Below are 15970 nucleotides of genomic sequence, written 5' to 3'. Positions count from 1 at the left end.
TTTGTGGTAGGTTCAGCGTAACAAAACTACTGGAATTTTGGTTGCCTCGATGAAGAGCTGCTTTTCTGATTTACCCGTTAAAGACGGCAAGTCCGGAACTTGGAAACTGGACACTTTCGAAATTACCACAGATAAGGCGCTGACCCTCGCCCTTCGTGCCGAGTGTACTGGTAATACAGATGAGTTTATCCCGCCCGGTAGATATCGCCGCTTGTCCAACGGCTGGGATGTGGTGATGTCCAATACCCCGATGGAGATCCGAACCTGCCAGGATTTTATAGAGCGAGCCACCGGGCGGGTGCTCATTAATGGTCTTGGTCTTGGTATGGTGCTCCACGCCATTCTTCAGAAAGACGATGTAACCCATGTCACGGTAATCGAAAAAGAACAGGATGTTATTAACCTCGTTGCAGCCTCGTTTGCAACCGATCTTCGCGTTGAAATTATTAATGCTGATGCAATGGAGTATTGTCCACCAGCTGGCGTTACGTACAACGCTTGCTGGCATGACATATGGACAGACTTCGCAACAGCTAATCTCGCACAGATGGATAAGCTGGAAAGTAAGTACCGGGACATCTGTGACTGGCAGGGATCGTGGGGCAGGGAGGAGTGTGAGCAAAAGCTCATTGAGTTCCAGAATCTTGAGGCTGATTAATCCAACTTGCGAAGGTGTCTCCGCTAAAGGAGCCCGGCTCGCTCTGTGCAAGCCCAGCTGTGCTGCATGATTTGGCAAAGTCTTCAACAAACCAGATCGGTCTGATTTAGTAATCTCACTTCCAACCATCAGGCCGATATAATAACTGTATCCCCATTAGGATGGCTGATGAGTACGATTAATACGGACTTAATTGCGCATATCTACGCTGCCTCCGAATCGCCGTTGACCAACGACGAGCTTTATCGCGAAGTGCAGCGTAAAACTGGCATGTCGGATGCCGAATTGCACGAACTGAAAGAATTTGGGTCAGATAAAACCAGAACCAGCGGCGTCAAACATAAGGTTCGCTGGTTTCAGCAGACTCTCCGTCAGGCCGGGGTCATCGAACGCGTTCCAGAAAAACGGGGCGTCTGGAGATACGCCTCTAAGACGAAAACAAACCTGCATGAGTCATGGGAAAAGCTCTGTGTTGTCGGTTTCTCAACTTCTCTTGGGGCATCGGTTTTTGGAAACGCCTATGCCTTCTTCAGCAATATCACCGAGCAAATTCATCTTTGCCTGACCTCGCCACCTTACCTCCTTCGAAATTCAAGAGACTACGGGCACGGAGGGGGGCGTGGCGAGCAGGCTTATATTGACTGGCTTCTGCGTATCCTCGAACCGATCGTGAAACAGCTTGTACCGGGCGCAAGTGTGGCATTGAATATCACTCAAGATAGCTTTAATAGGGGTAGGCCTTCACGTTCTCTGTATCTGGAGCGTCTGACACTGGCATTATGTGACAAGCTGGGGCTTGAGCTCATGGACAGGCTTCAGTGGGTGAATCGCAGTAAGCCCCCATCGCCAACGCACTGGGCATGTAAGCAACGGGTGCAGCTCTGCTCATCGTATGAGCCTGTGCTGTGGTTTACCAATGATGCGAGTAAGGTTCGTTCAAACAACTTACGTGTACTACAACCGCATTCAGACCAGCATCTAAAATTGCAGGCAGCAGGCGGTGAAAATCGCACGACCTTTTATGGTGATGGGGCGTACCAGCTTAAAAGCGGTTCCTTTGGAAATAAAACAGAAGGAACGATCCCCAAGAATACTTTGTTTTACGGCAATAGCTGCGCTGATACGAGATTTTGCCATTCCATTGCCCGCGAGCTCGGTTTTCCGCTGCACGGTGCAACGTCTCCTACCAGGCTTGCAGCGTTTCTGATTGAGTTTTTGACAGAGCCGGGAGATCTTGTTGTAGATCCCTTCGCTGGCTTGCATAAAGTCCCCATCGCAGCCGAGCGACTTGGCAGACGTTGGCTGGCGACGGACAAAATCATGGAGTGGCTGGCGATTTCCCGAAACCTTTTTACGGCCGCACCGGGATATAAGAGTAACCCCATGCTGGATGAGCTCGCCGAACTGTATCGGACTTAATGCAAGTTAACGGTTTTGATAAAGTGGTTTGAAGCGACAAACGGTTTATTCATTTAGCAGTGGTTCCACCAGAGAATGGCAATATTAACGGCTTAGCATATACCGCTGAGATAATCAGGTAGTCATTCATTTCCGGTTGTCTGTATTAACGAGTGTATTCATTATTCACTTGTTTCTACGATATAGACCCAACAAAAACAAATTGATGGTTGTGATACAGATGTTGTTGGATTAACTAATTTGGTAATTTAGACGGTTTCTAAATTAAAGGTGGACAGATATGAAGTCAGATTCAGAAATGGCTTCTCCTATCGAGTTGCACATTGGCGATCATGTCCAGCGGCATGGTGCTTTATCTGAGGTCATGCATATTGTTGAATCCAAATGCGATATTCCCGGCGGCATCCGGGTAGCAGCATGCATTTGACGGGTTATCGGTAACGTTCCGGGCAATATTCCTCGTGGTTGGCTGGAAACACCGAAGCGTATGGCTGAGCGAGGCGTTAAGTGGGCGACGAGTCTGCCCGGAGGGCTTTACTTTAACATGCAGGGGAACGCACATGCGAAAGTAAGCCGGGTTATTCGTAATGTGACTAACTGAAACTTTTTTCTGAATTGCGGTGTAAAAGTTACTTTTCACCGCGTCGTTTTCCATCACTACTAATTCAGAGTTTTTCTGAAATAAGCAGAGTTAAAGCTAACGATTTATTCAGGCCATTTTATTCTAATCATTATCCTACACTTCAAAAATATGCAATATTTTTTCTTCTGACCTATTAGCCAGAATTCTCGATTCGGTATCATTTACTTACGGTAATTCTTTTAAAAACGAGGTAAATGGCATGCATTCTCAGGATCCTATCACGAAATTAACCCAGACGTTGCAACGCGACGATGGTTCTCAGGTTCGTATTGTAGCGCAGCGGGGATATGGAAGCGGGCTTACAGCCTCGCTTGATGTGTACGTTCTCCGTCGTGATTCCTCTGAAAGCAACTGGTCACTGTGCGGAAAAGATCCTCACCCCGAGTGGAGAAAGATGTCAGTAGATGAGTATCAGAAATTTGGACGCTCAGAAATGCTGCGCTATGCCACACCAGGTGAAATTCTCAGGGTGGCATCCGCTATTGGCCAGCCAATGAGCTTCCTCGATGGCAACCCTGCGTTTTAGCCTGAACCCTGGCGACGCCTTTTAAACCGGCGTCATTCTTTTTACGAGCAACAGACGGAGAAAAAATGAATCTGAACGAACGAAGCACGAGCGCAGCGACGCCAGATTTGAGCCGACTTTATCTCATTTCCGGGCGCATTATGTTTGATGATGATGATCAGGCCTACCCGGTCGAAGCCGATTCCCCTGGTGATGCAGAGGAGGCTTTTCGGCATCATATTGCCGACAGTGCCGACGACTTAGAAAAGGTGATTATAGTTTCCTCTACAAGTTTCGCTTCAGCTCACAGCAGTCGCGTAATTTGTCGGCCTGCCGTGAAGTAATTTCAGCTTCCAATGATATTTCCCTCTTTATAAAAGCCGCCGTCTGGCGGTTTTTATTTGCAAAAATGAATATTAATCCTGAACAATATTAATTTAAGATGAGGTGGTGTTCATATTCTTCTTAATATTTTTTCTAAAAAAACGACTTCAGGTTATTAGTTGGTAGTAGTGTGTTTGTTATGATCTTCTCATCAAATACATTAATTAAATAATCAAGGAGTCAACTGTGGCAGATAATTATACTCTGGCGTCGTTTATTATTCCCTGCACTCAGGAGCAGGCTAAAATGGCACAAGAAGCAATCACATTCGTTACCGAAGCAGAAATTGCAGAAGGTGAGCGTTTGATTGATAAGCCACTGGCAGATTGTTCTCTGACTGAGAAGCTGATTCTCAGTATTATTGAGAACCACCCTGAGTATGACCCTTCAGAGCCGAGCTTTGGGCAACCATCCTGCCCAGACTGTAATTATGAACTGTCGTTCGCAACAGAAGTTAACAGCAGTGGGCTGTCAGTTTTTCATGGAGAGACTATTGATCTTGACCATGCAATTTGCCTCACAACTGCCGTGCTGTCGGTATTCGACCTCCCGGAAATGGTAACAATTACTGCTGCATTTACATGCAGTAAAAGCCGGACAGATGAATTTGGGGGTATGACTATTCTGGTCACAAAGGATACCCACTATTACCAGGATGGCTGTCAGTTTTCTCGTCTCATGAATGAGGCTCACAAAGCCGGTATCCAGTATGCTCTGTGTAAAGTGACGCATTACCACGGTGAGAGCAGCTATGTGGCAAGCTATGTCCTGAGCTGCGACGTAGCGGATTCAGCCCAGGAGGTCGTTAACAGACGACTGAAGGCATGTGCCGGAAAAGAGCCAGAAGACGGAATCTATATTCTGAGTGAAGAAGACAACACCAGTCTTTCGGTCGAACTCGTTACAGAACTGTCTCCGCTCGATTACGACAAGCTGAGCAAGCTTCTTCCTTCCCTTGACACCCTTTGCGGCGCATAAGCCTGCCTGATAACCGTAGCCACCGGTTCCCCCGGTGGCCTGGAGCCTGCCATGACCAATAAATTCATAGTATCTACCGTTGTTTGCATCAATGACTTTGCAAGTGATGTTCCGCAAAGTGTTTCCTTACGGATAGATACAATGCTTGAACAGCGTATCCGCAAATTGGCGACATACGTGAAAAAAAACGATCTTCAGTTAACTGAGTTTTACTTCTATGACGCTAACTGGTCATTTTGTGGTGAAGATGAAATTCAAGAAATAACAGACCAGGATGAATATAAGCATAGCGATAGCACAAGGCAGGAAGCGATGCTGCGGGAAGTAATGCCATCAGCACGTACGGAATGCCCGGTTATTAGGGTGATGAAAGATTCATTTCAGCTTTCTGCTCTACCACGCCATTGTGGTGATGACATGACTCTTAACACTCCTTCAATTCCGCTGTCTGAGTTGAAAACAAATGTCACGGCTTTTATTACACCACCAACCTATATCTAATAGCTGTGCTGGGAGATTAAATTACAATGGGTTTTTATTTTAAATCTATTTAAGAATTAAATTTGCGTGATTTTGATTTAATATAATTTCGCTAAATGGTTGCGCTGTAGTTATTTTAAAGTTCTAATAAAAATATCAGTGATGCAGCATATGCCGTGGTTCAGGAAAATATATGTTTATTGAAAAAAGTGACTCATTCCTTGAATTACCCTCAGAAGTTATTTTTCCTGAGGCGGCTAATGCTGCCATTTTGAAACATGATAAATGGGCTGATGTTTGGGAGACCCTGACAACCGATGCCGATCTGAACTATACCGATGAAAAGGAGACTGTGAGTCTTTCTTCTCTGGTCACGTCAGCCACATCTGCTATTTATCAGGCTATTACGGACGGATGGACGATGTGCGTGGGATACAGTGGCGGTAAAGACTCCCATTCTCTTCTTCACCTATTTCTGATGGCATTGATCAGGGCAGTACGTAACGGCACAAATATCAGCGAACATCATTTCATTCAGATGTCCGATACGCTGATCGAAAACCCTGAGATGCACTATCAGGCTTCACAGGTTCTCAACCAGCTTAGAATGTTCATTGCTGAACACCAGCTACCGGTCACAGTCCTTGTCGCCCAACCGTCTCTTACGCAGAGCTGGGTAGGCCGCATTCTGACTGGACGTGGACTTCCGACCTGGACTAATTCTTCAACCCGTCAGTGCTCAACCGACTACAAAATCGCCCCCCTGCGCAAGGCCAAAGCTCGTTATCTAAAAAACGCCCCGGCATCCGTACGAAGCAGGGTATGCCTGATGCTGGGCTCCAGGGATGATGAAAGTGCCCGAAGGGCCGGAAATATCCTCAAAATGGGAGGGCAGGCGAGGAAAGTAACCCTGACTGAGCACGGTGGTGAACTCTATCCAGTAAAGGAGTGGCGCACTCAGGACATCTGGTCTTTTCTAATGGCCTGTGGTTCCGAATCCCGCTTCCCTTTACCAAGCTTTATGCCGGATAACTTCAGCCTGGCAACGCTTTATAAAGACGCCACCGGAGAGTGTATCTGGTCGCCGGAGAAACCCACGCGAACCTCAGCTTGTGGGGCTAGATATGGGTGCTCGCTTTGCACAGCCGTAGGGGTTGACCATTCAATGGAAACGCTCCTTCGCACTGACCCTGAGAAATATGGTTATCAGGCAGGCCTAAGTCGTCTTCAGCGATTTCTTTCTAAGATCCAGTACGACTGGAGCCTGCGGGATTATATCGGTCGTAAAGTGTTCGAAGGCGGGTATGTGCGTCTTCAACCCAATATCTTTTCTTCGTCCCTGACTGAACGTCTTTTTCATGTCTGTTGCAGCCTTGATTATGTTGAAGCCAGACGTGCGGCAAAGCATCGCAGAAAGCTACTTTCCGGCGAGGTGGACGATACGGCTTATAACCGTCGTATGGCTGAGCCACAATTTCGGCTTGTACATGAAGCAAACGTGATCCACGTTGATTTCCTCTGGTCGTTGCACTGTTTCAACCCTCGCCCGTTTCGGGCAATTGAGATCTATCGCAGAGTCTGGGAAGAGGCCGATCTGGACCTTCTTGAGGATGAGCCTGACATGCTGCCTGTGGCCCGTACACCAATGCCAGCTCCACTCTGGATGAAACTGCCCGGAGGCCGGTTCGGTACAGCTTATGATGGACTGACTGATACGTTGCCGCTGATGACCTATTTTGACGGGCAGGCTGACCCCAGGGCTTCACGTAGCCTAAAGACCGGAGAGAGCAGTTCTGTCGTCGTGGCATTCGAGGAAGAGGATGAGCTGACTGTTGAAGAAGATACGGCGTCCTGGATTATCTGGCATGAATACGACGGGTTACGCCAGAGCATCGCTGACGGTGAGTTTACTCCAACGACTGCTGCTCAGTATCTTCTTCGTTATGGCGCGGTCCGAATTTCAAAAGGGAAGGGCGCTGTCTATCATCGTCTCGCACAACGGGGACAAACCTTTTCCCGCCTGGGGATAGGCGAAAGAGTGTCGCTTCCAGAGCTGGTTGCCAGTCGGCGTTTTAAAATACTCAGCGATACTGCATACCGTCAGGTTGTAGCCCGGAAATTGCGTGGACAGATAAAAAAGTTCAGATTCTGGGCATGCGTAGCTGCCTGTGTACAGTTGCACGTACACAACAAGACGGCACTCGGAGAAAGAATCTTAACGTTACTCGAAGGTGAGAGGGAACAGCAACAAGGTGCGATCCAGGCGAAGCTGAAGGCGGGAATGATGGATGCAGTTCTAACTCTGTGTAACCAGCGACTCCGGGTGAAAGAAAATACTAACCAGCCAGAGGAGTTCCGCTATTACCGTGCCGTAAGAGCTCGTTTCATGCGCCATTTATCTGAATGCCTTAAGCCAGAAAATGGCGGCGTTATCCGTGACGTTATCTGGGAACTGAGGGTGCTGAGCAGTGCTCACGGTACGACCAAAACAGGTTTTTACTATGTCGATAGCAATCGCCCGACAGCGAAAGGACTGTTAAACCGCCTTCTGATGAGGATGGTCAGGCAGGTCGTATAAGCGTCTGAAACGCGAAACACACGAAAATGAAGGGGTTATACAAAAAAAACTTAGCTTTGATCGTGATGTAATGTGGACATCATGTCCAAGCGTTGCTGCATCCAGAAAAGTAACTTTAATCCTGTTGATACAGCCTTTGCATTACCTGTTTACGCATAGCCTGGAAACGTTCTAATTAAACCAGACAAATATAAATTTAAATTAATTCACTCACCCCCGGAATCGGGGAACTAAACAAAAGGATCATCAATGCAAAATCAAAATACCCCCGCTCAGGAAAAACACACCGTATACCTTTTTAATGCTGAACATGCTGACAAGACAGCCGCCAAGCAAGCCGGGAAACTCTTCACGCTGGACATTGAACACCCAATGACCCTCAACGATCTCTCGCTGCTGTGTGAGTCGGTCGCGGACGCTGTGGGAGCACCTGGCGGTATTAAATATGAAATCACAACAGAGCCTAATGGGGTTCAGGAGGAATACTGAATCAGTGTGGTGTGAGTCCATTTTAATTTGAGGTTTCATGAGTTCTATCGAGAGGCTGAAGTATGACTTTGAAAATGGGAAGTCCCCGGACTTCCAAGCCTGAGGGGCCATTTGTATTAATCACTTTTGAGGGGGACGAATTTCTTTTTGATGACAGACATAATGTCGTCAAGATAAATGGCAGGCCTAAAAAAATGGATGTAAAGCGAAATTATTTTGAGTCCGATCTGGGAGAAGGGAAAGCGAAATACTGGACTTTAAATATCGAAGAGGCTCATCGGTTCAATTCGATTGATGAAGCGACAGAACAACTTTGTAAACTGAATCGCCCTCATCTGATCAAAATTCGCAAAGTTGAGGGGGTATCTGAATGACCAAAGAGATGTTTTTACGCATTTTAAATGAGGCACAGGCTCGTGTGGATAACGATTCGCTTCCGCTTGATGTTCGTATCCGGTCACGCACCACGGTAAATGATTGCGTCATCCGGGCAGATAAAGAGGGGTGGCCTATTGAGTATAAACAGAAGGTCTGGGTAGAGGCAGTCAGTGGCTGTTAACTTCAGCGGTTACTTAAGCCAGCTCCTGTGCCCGTGAGATTAGTAAAGGCGGAAAATGATATGGTCAAGGTGATAAATATCAACGGGAATTTAGTTGAGTTACCTGAGCCCTCAGCAAAGTTATCCAAAGCGGAATCACCTGATGGTAGGTTCTCAAAACCTAAAAATAAGATCTCTAAAATACAGCGAGCTGAGCTGCGAATGAAATTTGGGGGGCGTTGTGCCTATTGTGGTTGCAAGCTTCCTGAAAAAGGGTGGCATGCCGATCATGTTGAGCCTGTTCGACGCGACTTTGAACTGGTGAGAGCCCCGGTCGGCAGCGGCGTAACTCATGTTGCCCGAAGTACGGGTAAGGTTATGCACCCTGAACTGCATGCAATAGAAAACTTATTTCCATCATGCGCTCCCTGCAACCTTTTTAAAGGAGCTTTTAGTGTTGAAGGAATGAGAAATGAAATTACCAAACAGGTTGAACGGGCTCGCGCATATAGCGTGAATTTCCGTACCGCAGAACGTTTTGGTTTGCTTCATATTGTAGTAAAACCGGTCGTCTTCTGGTTTGAGCAGTATAACGAACAGAAACAAAACGAATAATTTCTCAGAGACATAAAACAAGTCAATCAACAGTGGTTAACCAATTAAAAAAGTCTATTAACTATTTTGATGCTGCTGAGGATCTGCCAGTTATATCCATAAAAGGAGAAAATGATGTATCTGCATCTTGTGCCACGTATTCTTCACCATATGAAAAACAAGTGTACTCTCATGTCCGTGTCTGTCCCTGAATTGTCACTTGAGCTTAAAGCTGATTCGCTGGTGGCAATGAAACCCTATCCCAACAAGACCTACCACGTTGGCATGCTGAAGGGGCGACGAGCATTAAATGGCTTTCTGGTAAAGAGCCCACGAACTTTAGCTGAGTTCACAATGATAACGCTCTGGGAAATAGACGGCTTTGGGGAAATTAGTCATACCGTAAAAACGCTCGTTCAGGACAACGACTATGACCTGGTCTCCCACGATGTCCTTTTGGCACATGCATACCATCAGACGGAGGAGGGATTGGGGTACCGTGTTCATCCATCCTATGACAGTTTAGCCCCTGTCGATTTTGAGCCAACAATGCAATCCCGGTACATAAAGGAATCCGACCTTTCTCACGACGTATGGGAAACCTATTCATGGGGGGAATTTCTGCGTTCGCGTGAAGAGACATTTCTGGCGATGACCATTTCTTCTTCTCGTTTAAACCACCCTGCATTTATCAGAGGAAACCGGCTTCCTCAAACTGACCAGGCCATCATTATTAGTTCCTAACTCTGCCTGGAATAAAAGTCAGACGACGGGTCAGATTTCTAGCATCTAATTAAATGAATGCCCGGTAAGCCGGGCTTTGTCTATTCAGCAATCAGCTTCTAAAATATAGTTGCTAACCGAAATTCACTCCTCCAGCTTGTTAGCTAAAGTGCTTACTTATGTATAATAATTTACGTCTGGTTATAAATTTTTTTGAATCATTTAACACAACGTCTTAAGGATACATAATGTATAAGTTCACTCCCGTCCAAATTATTGCTGATTATATACTGAGGTTTCTTAAAAATAATGCGGATGCCAAGCTTTACGAGGCAATGCAGCGGCTTGAAACAAAAATCGGTCAGTTTATCGCTGATGGGGTTGATGAACATCAACTACGCTCTTCATTAAGCAAAGCCAGTCGATCTCGTTCCAGGGCGACTCTTATACAGGAGTGTGAGAAACTTATTTCGTAAAAAGAGCATCATCCGGGAAAGTTACTTTAACGATAAATGGCTCCCTTCTTATCGGTTTAAGTTGACGGCCATCCCTACTAAAGCCATCATAAAGCTTGATTAGCATTCGAGTGTAGCACAACTGATTTTCATAGAGTCTTTATCCATTCTCCAGTTCTCTAACTGTATAGGTTCTATTCATGCCCAATAGCTTCGATAAGCCGCAGACGCGCCCAGCACATAACTCTGATGCCGAACCCTTTTTTCCCAAAAACCTTGGTTCGTTTATAGAGCAGGTGTCCGGAAGAGATCTGGCAATGCTCACAGAATCCGAAAAAGAACAGCTTGCGCACCTAATCAAAATTGGACGGAGATATGGAGTTTCTGTAGCTATCGTTCCCGATACAGACTCTGCTGAGCTTCATGAATTACTGTCTAATGCCGGTTCCATTGAAAGGCAGTTTTCCATCTATGAACGCATCCAGACGAAGATTGCGTTCACACGGTGTCAGGAAGCATAAACAAAGTGAGAAATACAACTACGTGGTATGACGTTGTACATGTTGAAATCATTACAGGCGAGCGAGACGGCAGGATATGGGTGCTGAAGCTCTCCTGTGGCCATACAGTATTTCGTCGAATACCTCCTCTTCGTCTTCATAGCCTCACCGCTTTTTCTCTGCGGGAGCCCCCAGAAAAATGTCGGTGCTCCCTTTGTAATTCGAATCCAAAATAAAACCTTTTTAAGGCCCCAAACTGAATATCACTGGATAAATCAACCTCTACAGCGTTCAATCATAAACGCTAAATTTATATTTCATTCATTCTATTTTAAAAGCGATATAAAAGACGGAATCCGATTTAGTCTGTTTGATGCTTAAATCATCTTTAGTGCCCTTTATCTTTTACACAGCGACTTTAACATTAACCTGAGCAGAAAAGTTGTTTTCAAACAAAGTGCGAAAACTTTCTGCTCAGGTTATTAGCCGGGTAAGCCACTTTGTTATATTTGTTTCACATTAACAGAGGAGGCGATATGCAAATTGAAAAGGTGATGTCATTACTTGAAGTGCTTTCAAGCTGGCTTGAAGATAACATCAATATGGATTCTGAAATTATCTTTGATAATGACGAAGATAATACCAACTCAGAAATTCTGTATCCTGCTGTAGAAAAGGCTAATGCCGTTTTGCGCAAAATGGCATCTTTATCTTCAGATTCTGTTCATGCAATTCGACAGCGCTTGCAGCTTGCCGTAGAAGGCAAAGCTGAATTGTCCCTCAAGGATGTGGGAGAGCTTCTGCTGGCAACAAAGTATCTGATGTTGTCCACTGAAGAGGGAGAGTAAGCCTGTGACCACTCTCGTATTTGAAATGGCGGATATTAATAAACTGATCGAAGAAATTCGCACCGCAAAAACGTTTTCGGTCACCGCAGATCAGATCTATGACCCGGCATGCTATCCGGGGGGAGCCCTCCTTAACGCTGAGGGACAGACTGAAGAAGAGGCGCGTAAAGCTGGTAGGGTTTTCTTTCCCTCATCCTCAAAAATTGCCAGCACACATCTGGTGCCAAAAGTGCTTCTCGCGCACAGTCATGGTGTATACCTGATCACTAATGCTGAGCTTGAGGGCTCTCCCGCATCCCGCGATACTGTGGCTTACGCCCAGGGGATGAATCCAAAACTGGATGAGGACTGGGATTACGCTTGTGATGCCGCTTTGGGTGGGTCTGATTGTAGCTATACCATTCCCGTTGAGTGGCTGGAGTTAGCGGTAGAGCAGGGTTTTCAGGAGTTTCGACTTCGAATGAGTGAAACCAAGATCAAACTTGTCACTAAATAGTATGTCCTTGCTGTTGCCAGTCAAACATTGTCCGCCAGTCGAGCTGCTGGCGGATTGTTTTATATAAGGAGGGGAAGGTATGTCAGGTTTAAGCAGTTCCGCCCAGAAGCTTACAATGGCACAGATTTACGTGTTACGACGGATGGCATCCGGCACGGTCTATGATATCTCTGGCAATTTCAGACGGGCCAGAGAACGGCGTACGTTTATGGGGAATCCTGATGATGTGACGTGCAGGAGCTCTCCGGTCCTGTTCCGGCTCGGCCTCGTGGAGTTATGCCAGCCAGCAAGCCATCTGGAGCCAGGTTTATACTATCGGCTCAAGTTGAGCTCCTCAGGGCATGAGGCTCTCAAGGCGAACGCACACCTCTAACATTTGAGATAGTTCGTTCGCAGCCAGGAAAGTAACTTTCACCTCAAGTGTGACCCTTACTACCTCATTTATGAGTAAACCCCCCCTCTGATATGTCGAAAATGCTCATTTATACGAAAATAGTTTCTCTTCAGGTGTGATGTAATTACTGAGAATTCTCCCTGAATGGAAGGCAACCGATGAAAATGTTTTTTACCCCTTATGTTCGTATCGTTTTCTATTTTTGCGCATTGATTTTTATTGTTTACAGTTTCAGTGATTTTTTCCAGGGCGTCCCTGACAGCACCTTCTTCAGTGCGGTCATCATGCTACTTGTTATCGGAACCATTGTTGCCCGGCATCTGGATCGCAAAAAATCTCTCAAAAATACTTCACAGATTTAAGTTTCAACTCAGGCCACTCTCGGGTGGCTTTTATAATTTAATAAGGACCGGTTCATGCATAACCACGAAATTCAGACCATTGCTATATTTAGTGCCCAGTATAAAAACATCGAAGATGCTGAAAATGCAGGTGCTTTATATTCTGTAGATATTGAATATCCGATGACACTAAATGATTTATCGCGGCTTTGCGACTCTATTGCCGAAGCAGTAGGTGTGCCTGGCGGCGTCAAATACCAGTTCGTGTCCCAGCCGGAAGCGCATGAAACCAGCTTCTGATAACCAGTAACCAAACTGCCTAAAAGCAGGTGCAAAGCCATGAAACAAACAAAGTCTTCTATGTCACGTATTGTGCAGCTGTACGACGGGAGCCGATACGGAAACTGCGAGCAGGCTGATAACGAAGGAGAGCTTTTTACGGTGGTGTTGAATAAGCCTTCGCAGATCGATGACATCCGTAAAATCGTAGACACAACCGCCGAAGTACTTGGCAAAGCTTTGCCAGTACTCCTCTTATAAAGCTTACATCCGTGAAGGATAATTACGGTCTTACTACTTTCAGTTTTTCATTCCAGTGCCGTCCATTTTAATTTATCGATTTTAAGCGGTCGGCGCTATTTCATCGTTTCTTTTCCGACTGTAATTCCTTATATATAGGAATATTTCAAAGAATTTTTCTCAGGTTATTTGTGGCGGGATGCCAGTTGTTATAATGATTCCACATAATCTGGAGAGTTAATCATGATCACATCTCTAATGAATTTCCGCGATTTAACCGGAGAGGCAGTCATCCAGGCGCGGCAATGCGTTATTAATGCGGAGATCGAAGCGGCCCGGGAAAAGGTAATTCATGCTCGTTCGTTATTCGAAGCGGGTATACATAATGTTGTAAACGGTAGTTCTGGCATTAAGGCTGCGGCAGCACATTTTCTGGTGATAAAACGTTTACAGACTGACACTCGGTATCTGGATGCGGTTATCACTGATAACCTTTGCATGTTTTCTCCTGAGGGTTATCTGTATCTGTTTATGCAACAGCGTTATATGCGATAAAACAATGTGTTAGGGAAGTATCTTGCCATTAAAAATATTAAAAAGGTGACTTGATGAAACCATTTGGACTTGCCGGAAAACCCCGGCCCGAACCTTGCGGCTGCTGCTGGTATACCCGTGAGGACTGCCCTTACGTCAGCGCAAAATAGATCTATCGCCGCAGGCAGCGCAAGGCAGAACGCCAGCGTCAGCGCAGCACCATTGTGATGGCCGTTTCTGAATTTCGCTGACTTCTTCTGGAAATATCATTTTTTCTCCAGAAGAATTTTAAAATAAAGGGAAATCTCTTCACGGGTATCTGATGTTTATTGTTTATGGTAAATTGCGCCACATTAATTTTTGTGGCGCAGTTCGTGTTGGCTTAAGGATATAATATGAAAATCAGCCAGCTGGAATCCGGGATGCAGGTTTGGTCTGTAACCCGTACCAAAATGGGAAATACCACCATTACAACGGTCATTGTCCACCCCGTTGTCATTATAGAAATTCATGATAATCATGTGATTGCTCGCTGGAACGGCAATGCACCACGTCGTTTTGGAGAAACGGCTATCAGGGGCTGGAAGAAGGAGAAGCCCCTGCTTGTCCGTGAACCTTTCGGAAATGCTCGCCTGGCCACCCGGGCTGAAAAAGCCGCTATGCAGGAAAAAGAGTAATACCCCTTTTAGCATCCACAATTTCAACGTCCATCTGCCTTTAACCTTGCCTGTTAATAACGGAATCCTTTCTGACTGGCCGGATCCCACGCATAACCTGAACTGTTGGCTAACCGTCTTACAGCCAAATTCCCTCCTTTATCTGGCAGGAGTGCGTCCGTGAGCTCTGTATGATCTACGTGTTTGTTCAGTAGAGCACATAACAGGAGTGGGGTATGACTGAATTAAATAAAAGCCCGTCCGGTTTTTCCGGAGCTGATGTCAGTAAAGAACAGGCTGCCATAAGGGCACTTGTAGAAAGAGTAGTGACCAACTATCGCAGCCGGACAGCACCTGATCGGGTTCAAAAGGCTTCGGTAGCGTTTAATGGGGGATTAATCCTGACCCTGATGCTGGCCTTGTCGCTATTGGGCTACCTTGTGGCGGAATTGTTCAGGGGGTATGTTGCGGATAGTTCACCCTATGTGCCTGGTCTAAGTTATTCGCAATTTTCGATGCTGATGATCGTTGAGCTGTGTCTATGCTTTCTCGCATGGTTTTTGGTTGTCACAGGGGACTATCCCCGGCCGTGGATATTTCAGGTAGTCCCGATGGAGCAGTACTGGTTCTTTGACGAAGTGGATGACGACGATCTTGCCCGGCTTTCCTGTAACCCTTACATCAAGCGCTGGCTACTTGATGAAATGTCCGGTATTCATCGACTGACCTACACGAGGCTGCATGATCGACTGGAGCGCATCTGTAATATTCCATCCCATCTCGAATACAGCCGTATTCAGGCACATAAGCTTTCCCTAATCAACGGAACCAGTGCCTCCTGATCCTACCATTGCATCCGGAAATTAAACGGGCAGGAACTGCACTGTATGTTCCGACCAAGCAGCTGCCCGTTACCCTTTTCTTTAGTGTAAAAAGACTGTCTCCGACAACCGGAAGTGACTCATGTCAAATAAATTATAAATCAATGATTTATGCAGGCAGGGTGTTTGGCTGATCAGGGCAGAGTGATATAATGACGCTGGTGCTGGAGGCTTTTGCCCCAGCCAGCGGTAACACTGTTTGACTGTGGTAAAAGCAGAAAGCCCCGAGTAATTTTTCAATTAACCTGTACTGCACCCATTTTGTTGGACGATGAAATGGAATAGCCCCTGATATGTCAAAGCCAAAATACCCTTTTGAAAAGCGCCTTGAAGTCGTGAATCACTACTTCACTACTG

The 15970-nt window shown here is 46.0% G+C and carries 23 protein-coding genes; all 23 read left to right on the top strand.

Annotation, left to right across the window (positions count from 1 at the left end; translation table 11 throughout):
- Positions 1–49 precede the first annotated feature (49 nt).
- Positions 50–658: a hypothetical protein gene (locus ACJHX7_RS17370; RefSeq protein ID WP_000833773.1), complete on the top strand. Its 609-nt coding sequence runs from the start codon at positions 50–52 to the stop codon at positions 656–658.
- A gap of 168 nt (positions 659–826) precedes the next feature.
- The gene (locus tag ACJHX7_RS17365; RefSeq protein ID WP_000104323.1) at positions 827–2077 is read left to right on the top strand and encodes a site-specific DNA-methyltransferase; all 1251 of its coding nucleotides are present in this window, start codon (positions 827–829) and stop codon (positions 2075–2077) included.
- A gap of 280 nt (positions 2078–2357) precedes the next feature.
- Positions 2358–2504 (top strand): hypothetical protein, encoded by a 147-nt coding sequence (locus ACJHX7_RS17360; RefSeq protein ID WP_001426334.1) that lies wholly within the window; start codon positions 2358–2360, stop codon positions 2502–2504.
- Positions 2505–2919: 415 nt separating this feature from the next.
- Positions 2920–3246, top strand: a complete 327-nt coding sequence (locus ACJHX7_RS17355) for a hypothetical protein (protein ID WP_000556022.1) — start codon at positions 2920–2922, stop codon at positions 3244–3246.
- A 65-nt stretch (positions 3247–3311) separates the two neighbouring features.
- Complete coding sequence (locus tag ACJHX7_RS17350; RefSeq protein ID WP_042634392.1) at positions 3312–3569, top strand: hypothetical protein; 258 nt, start codon at positions 3312–3314, stop codon at positions 3567–3569.
- Between the two features lie 226 nt (positions 3570–3795).
- A complete protein-coding gene (locus tag ACJHX7_RS17345; RefSeq protein WP_046788417.1) occupies positions 3796–4587 on the top strand; it encodes a hypothetical protein in 792 nt (263 codons plus the stop codon).
- 51 nt (positions 4588–4638) lie between these two features.
- Positions 4639–5088, top strand: coding sequence for a hypothetical protein (locus tag ACJHX7_RS17340; protein WP_000182314.1), 450 nt, complete (start codon positions 4639–4641; stop codon positions 5086–5088).
- Positions 5089–5260: 172 nt separating this feature from the next.
- Positions 5261–7645, top strand: coding sequence for a phosphoadenosine phosphosulfate reductase family protein (locus ACJHX7_RS17335; RefSeq protein ID WP_000469466.1), 2385 nt, complete (start codon positions 5261–5263; stop codon positions 7643–7645).
- A 249-nt stretch (positions 7646–7894) separates the two neighbouring features.
- Entirely contained in the window at positions 7895–8134 is a 240-nt protein-coding gene (locus tag ACJHX7_RS17330) for a hypothetical protein (protein ID WP_001180999.1), read from the top strand.
- A 62-nt stretch (positions 8135–8196) separates the two neighbouring features.
- A complete protein-coding gene (locus tag ACJHX7_RS17325; RefSeq protein ID WP_000172889.1) occupies positions 8197–8508 on the top strand; it encodes a hypothetical protein in 312 nt (103 codons plus the stop codon).
- Complete coding sequence (locus ACJHX7_RS17320; protein ID WP_000159618.1) at positions 8505–8693, top strand: hypothetical protein; 189 nt, start codon at positions 8505–8507, stop codon at positions 8691–8693. Before ACJHX7_RS17325 ends, ACJHX7_RS17320 begins: the two co-directional genes overlap by 4 nt.
- A gap of 60 nt (positions 8694–8753) precedes the next feature.
- Positions 8754–9287 carry an HNH endonuclease gene (locus tag ACJHX7_RS17315; protein ID WP_000241454.1) on the top strand — a complete coding sequence of 178 codons (534 nt, stop codon included), beginning with the start codon at positions 8754–8756 and terminating at the stop codon, positions 9285–9287.
- Positions 9288–9398: 111 nt separating this feature from the next.
- Positions 9399–10010, top strand: a complete 612-nt coding sequence (locus ACJHX7_RS17310; protein ID WP_077248242.1) for a DUF6012 family protein — start codon at positions 9399–9401, stop codon at positions 10008–10010.
- A 227-nt stretch (positions 10011–10237) separates the two neighbouring features.
- Entirely contained in the window at positions 10238–10465 is a 228-nt protein-coding gene (locus ACJHX7_RS17305) for a hypothetical protein (RefSeq protein ID WP_000276410.1), read from the top strand.
- A 179-nt stretch (positions 10466–10644) separates the two neighbouring features.
- Positions 10645–10965, top strand: a complete 321-nt coding sequence (locus ACJHX7_RS17300; protein WP_001133831.1) for a hypothetical protein — start codon at positions 10645–10647, stop codon at positions 10963–10965.
- 515 nt (positions 10966–11480) lie between these two features.
- Positions 11481–11792 (top strand): DUF957 domain-containing protein, encoded by a 312-nt coding sequence (locus tag ACJHX7_RS17295; RefSeq protein WP_001165367.1) that lies wholly within the window; start codon positions 11481–11483, stop codon positions 11790–11792.
- Positions 11793–11796: 4 nt separating this feature from the next.
- A complete protein-coding gene (locus tag ACJHX7_RS17290; RefSeq protein ID WP_001424592.1) occupies positions 11797–12288 on the top strand; it encodes a DUF3085 domain-containing protein in 492 nt (163 codons plus the stop codon).
- Between the two features lie 552 nt (positions 12289–12840).
- Positions 12841–13044, top strand: a complete 204-nt coding sequence (locus ACJHX7_RS17285) for a hypothetical protein (RefSeq protein ID WP_000781545.1) — start codon at positions 12841–12843, stop codon at positions 13042–13044.
- A gap of 54 nt (positions 13045–13098) precedes the next feature.
- On the top strand, positions 13099–13323 hold the full coding sequence (locus tag ACJHX7_RS17280) for a hypothetical protein (protein WP_000551490.1): 225 nt from the start codon (positions 13099–13101) through the stop codon (positions 13321–13323).
- Positions 13324–13362: 39 nt separating this feature from the next.
- Positions 13363–13563 (top strand): hypothetical protein, encoded by a 201-nt coding sequence (locus tag ACJHX7_RS17275; protein WP_000814954.1) that lies wholly within the window; start codon positions 13363–13365, stop codon positions 13561–13563.
- Positions 13564–13785: 222 nt separating this feature from the next.
- Positions 13786–14097 carry a hypothetical protein gene (locus tag ACJHX7_RS17270; protein ID WP_001424621.1) on the top strand — a complete coding sequence of 104 codons (312 nt, stop codon included), beginning with the start codon at positions 13786–13788 and terminating at the stop codon, positions 14095–14097.
- A gap of 374 nt (positions 14098–14471) precedes the next feature.
- The gene (locus ACJHX7_RS17265; RefSeq protein WP_000703843.1) at positions 14472–14753 is read left to right on the top strand and encodes a hypothetical protein; all 282 of its coding nucleotides are present in this window, start codon (positions 14472–14474) and stop codon (positions 14751–14753) included.
- 215 nt (positions 14754–14968) lie between these two features.
- Complete coding sequence (locus ACJHX7_RS17260; protein ID WP_000137793.1) at positions 14969–15574, top strand: hypothetical protein; 606 nt, start codon at positions 14969–14971, stop codon at positions 15572–15574.
- Positions 15575–15970 lie beyond the last annotated feature (396 nt).

It is taken from the genome of Escherichia sp. WS1451 (assembly GCF_046487365.1).
In the GTDB taxonomy this organism is placed as follows: Bacteria; Pseudomonadota; Gammaproteobacteria; order Enterobacterales; family Enterobacteriaceae; genus Escherichia; species Escherichia coli.
The sequence above is the reverse complement of the archived record's forward strand: the minus strand, read 5'-3'. Positions and strand labels throughout refer to the sequence as shown.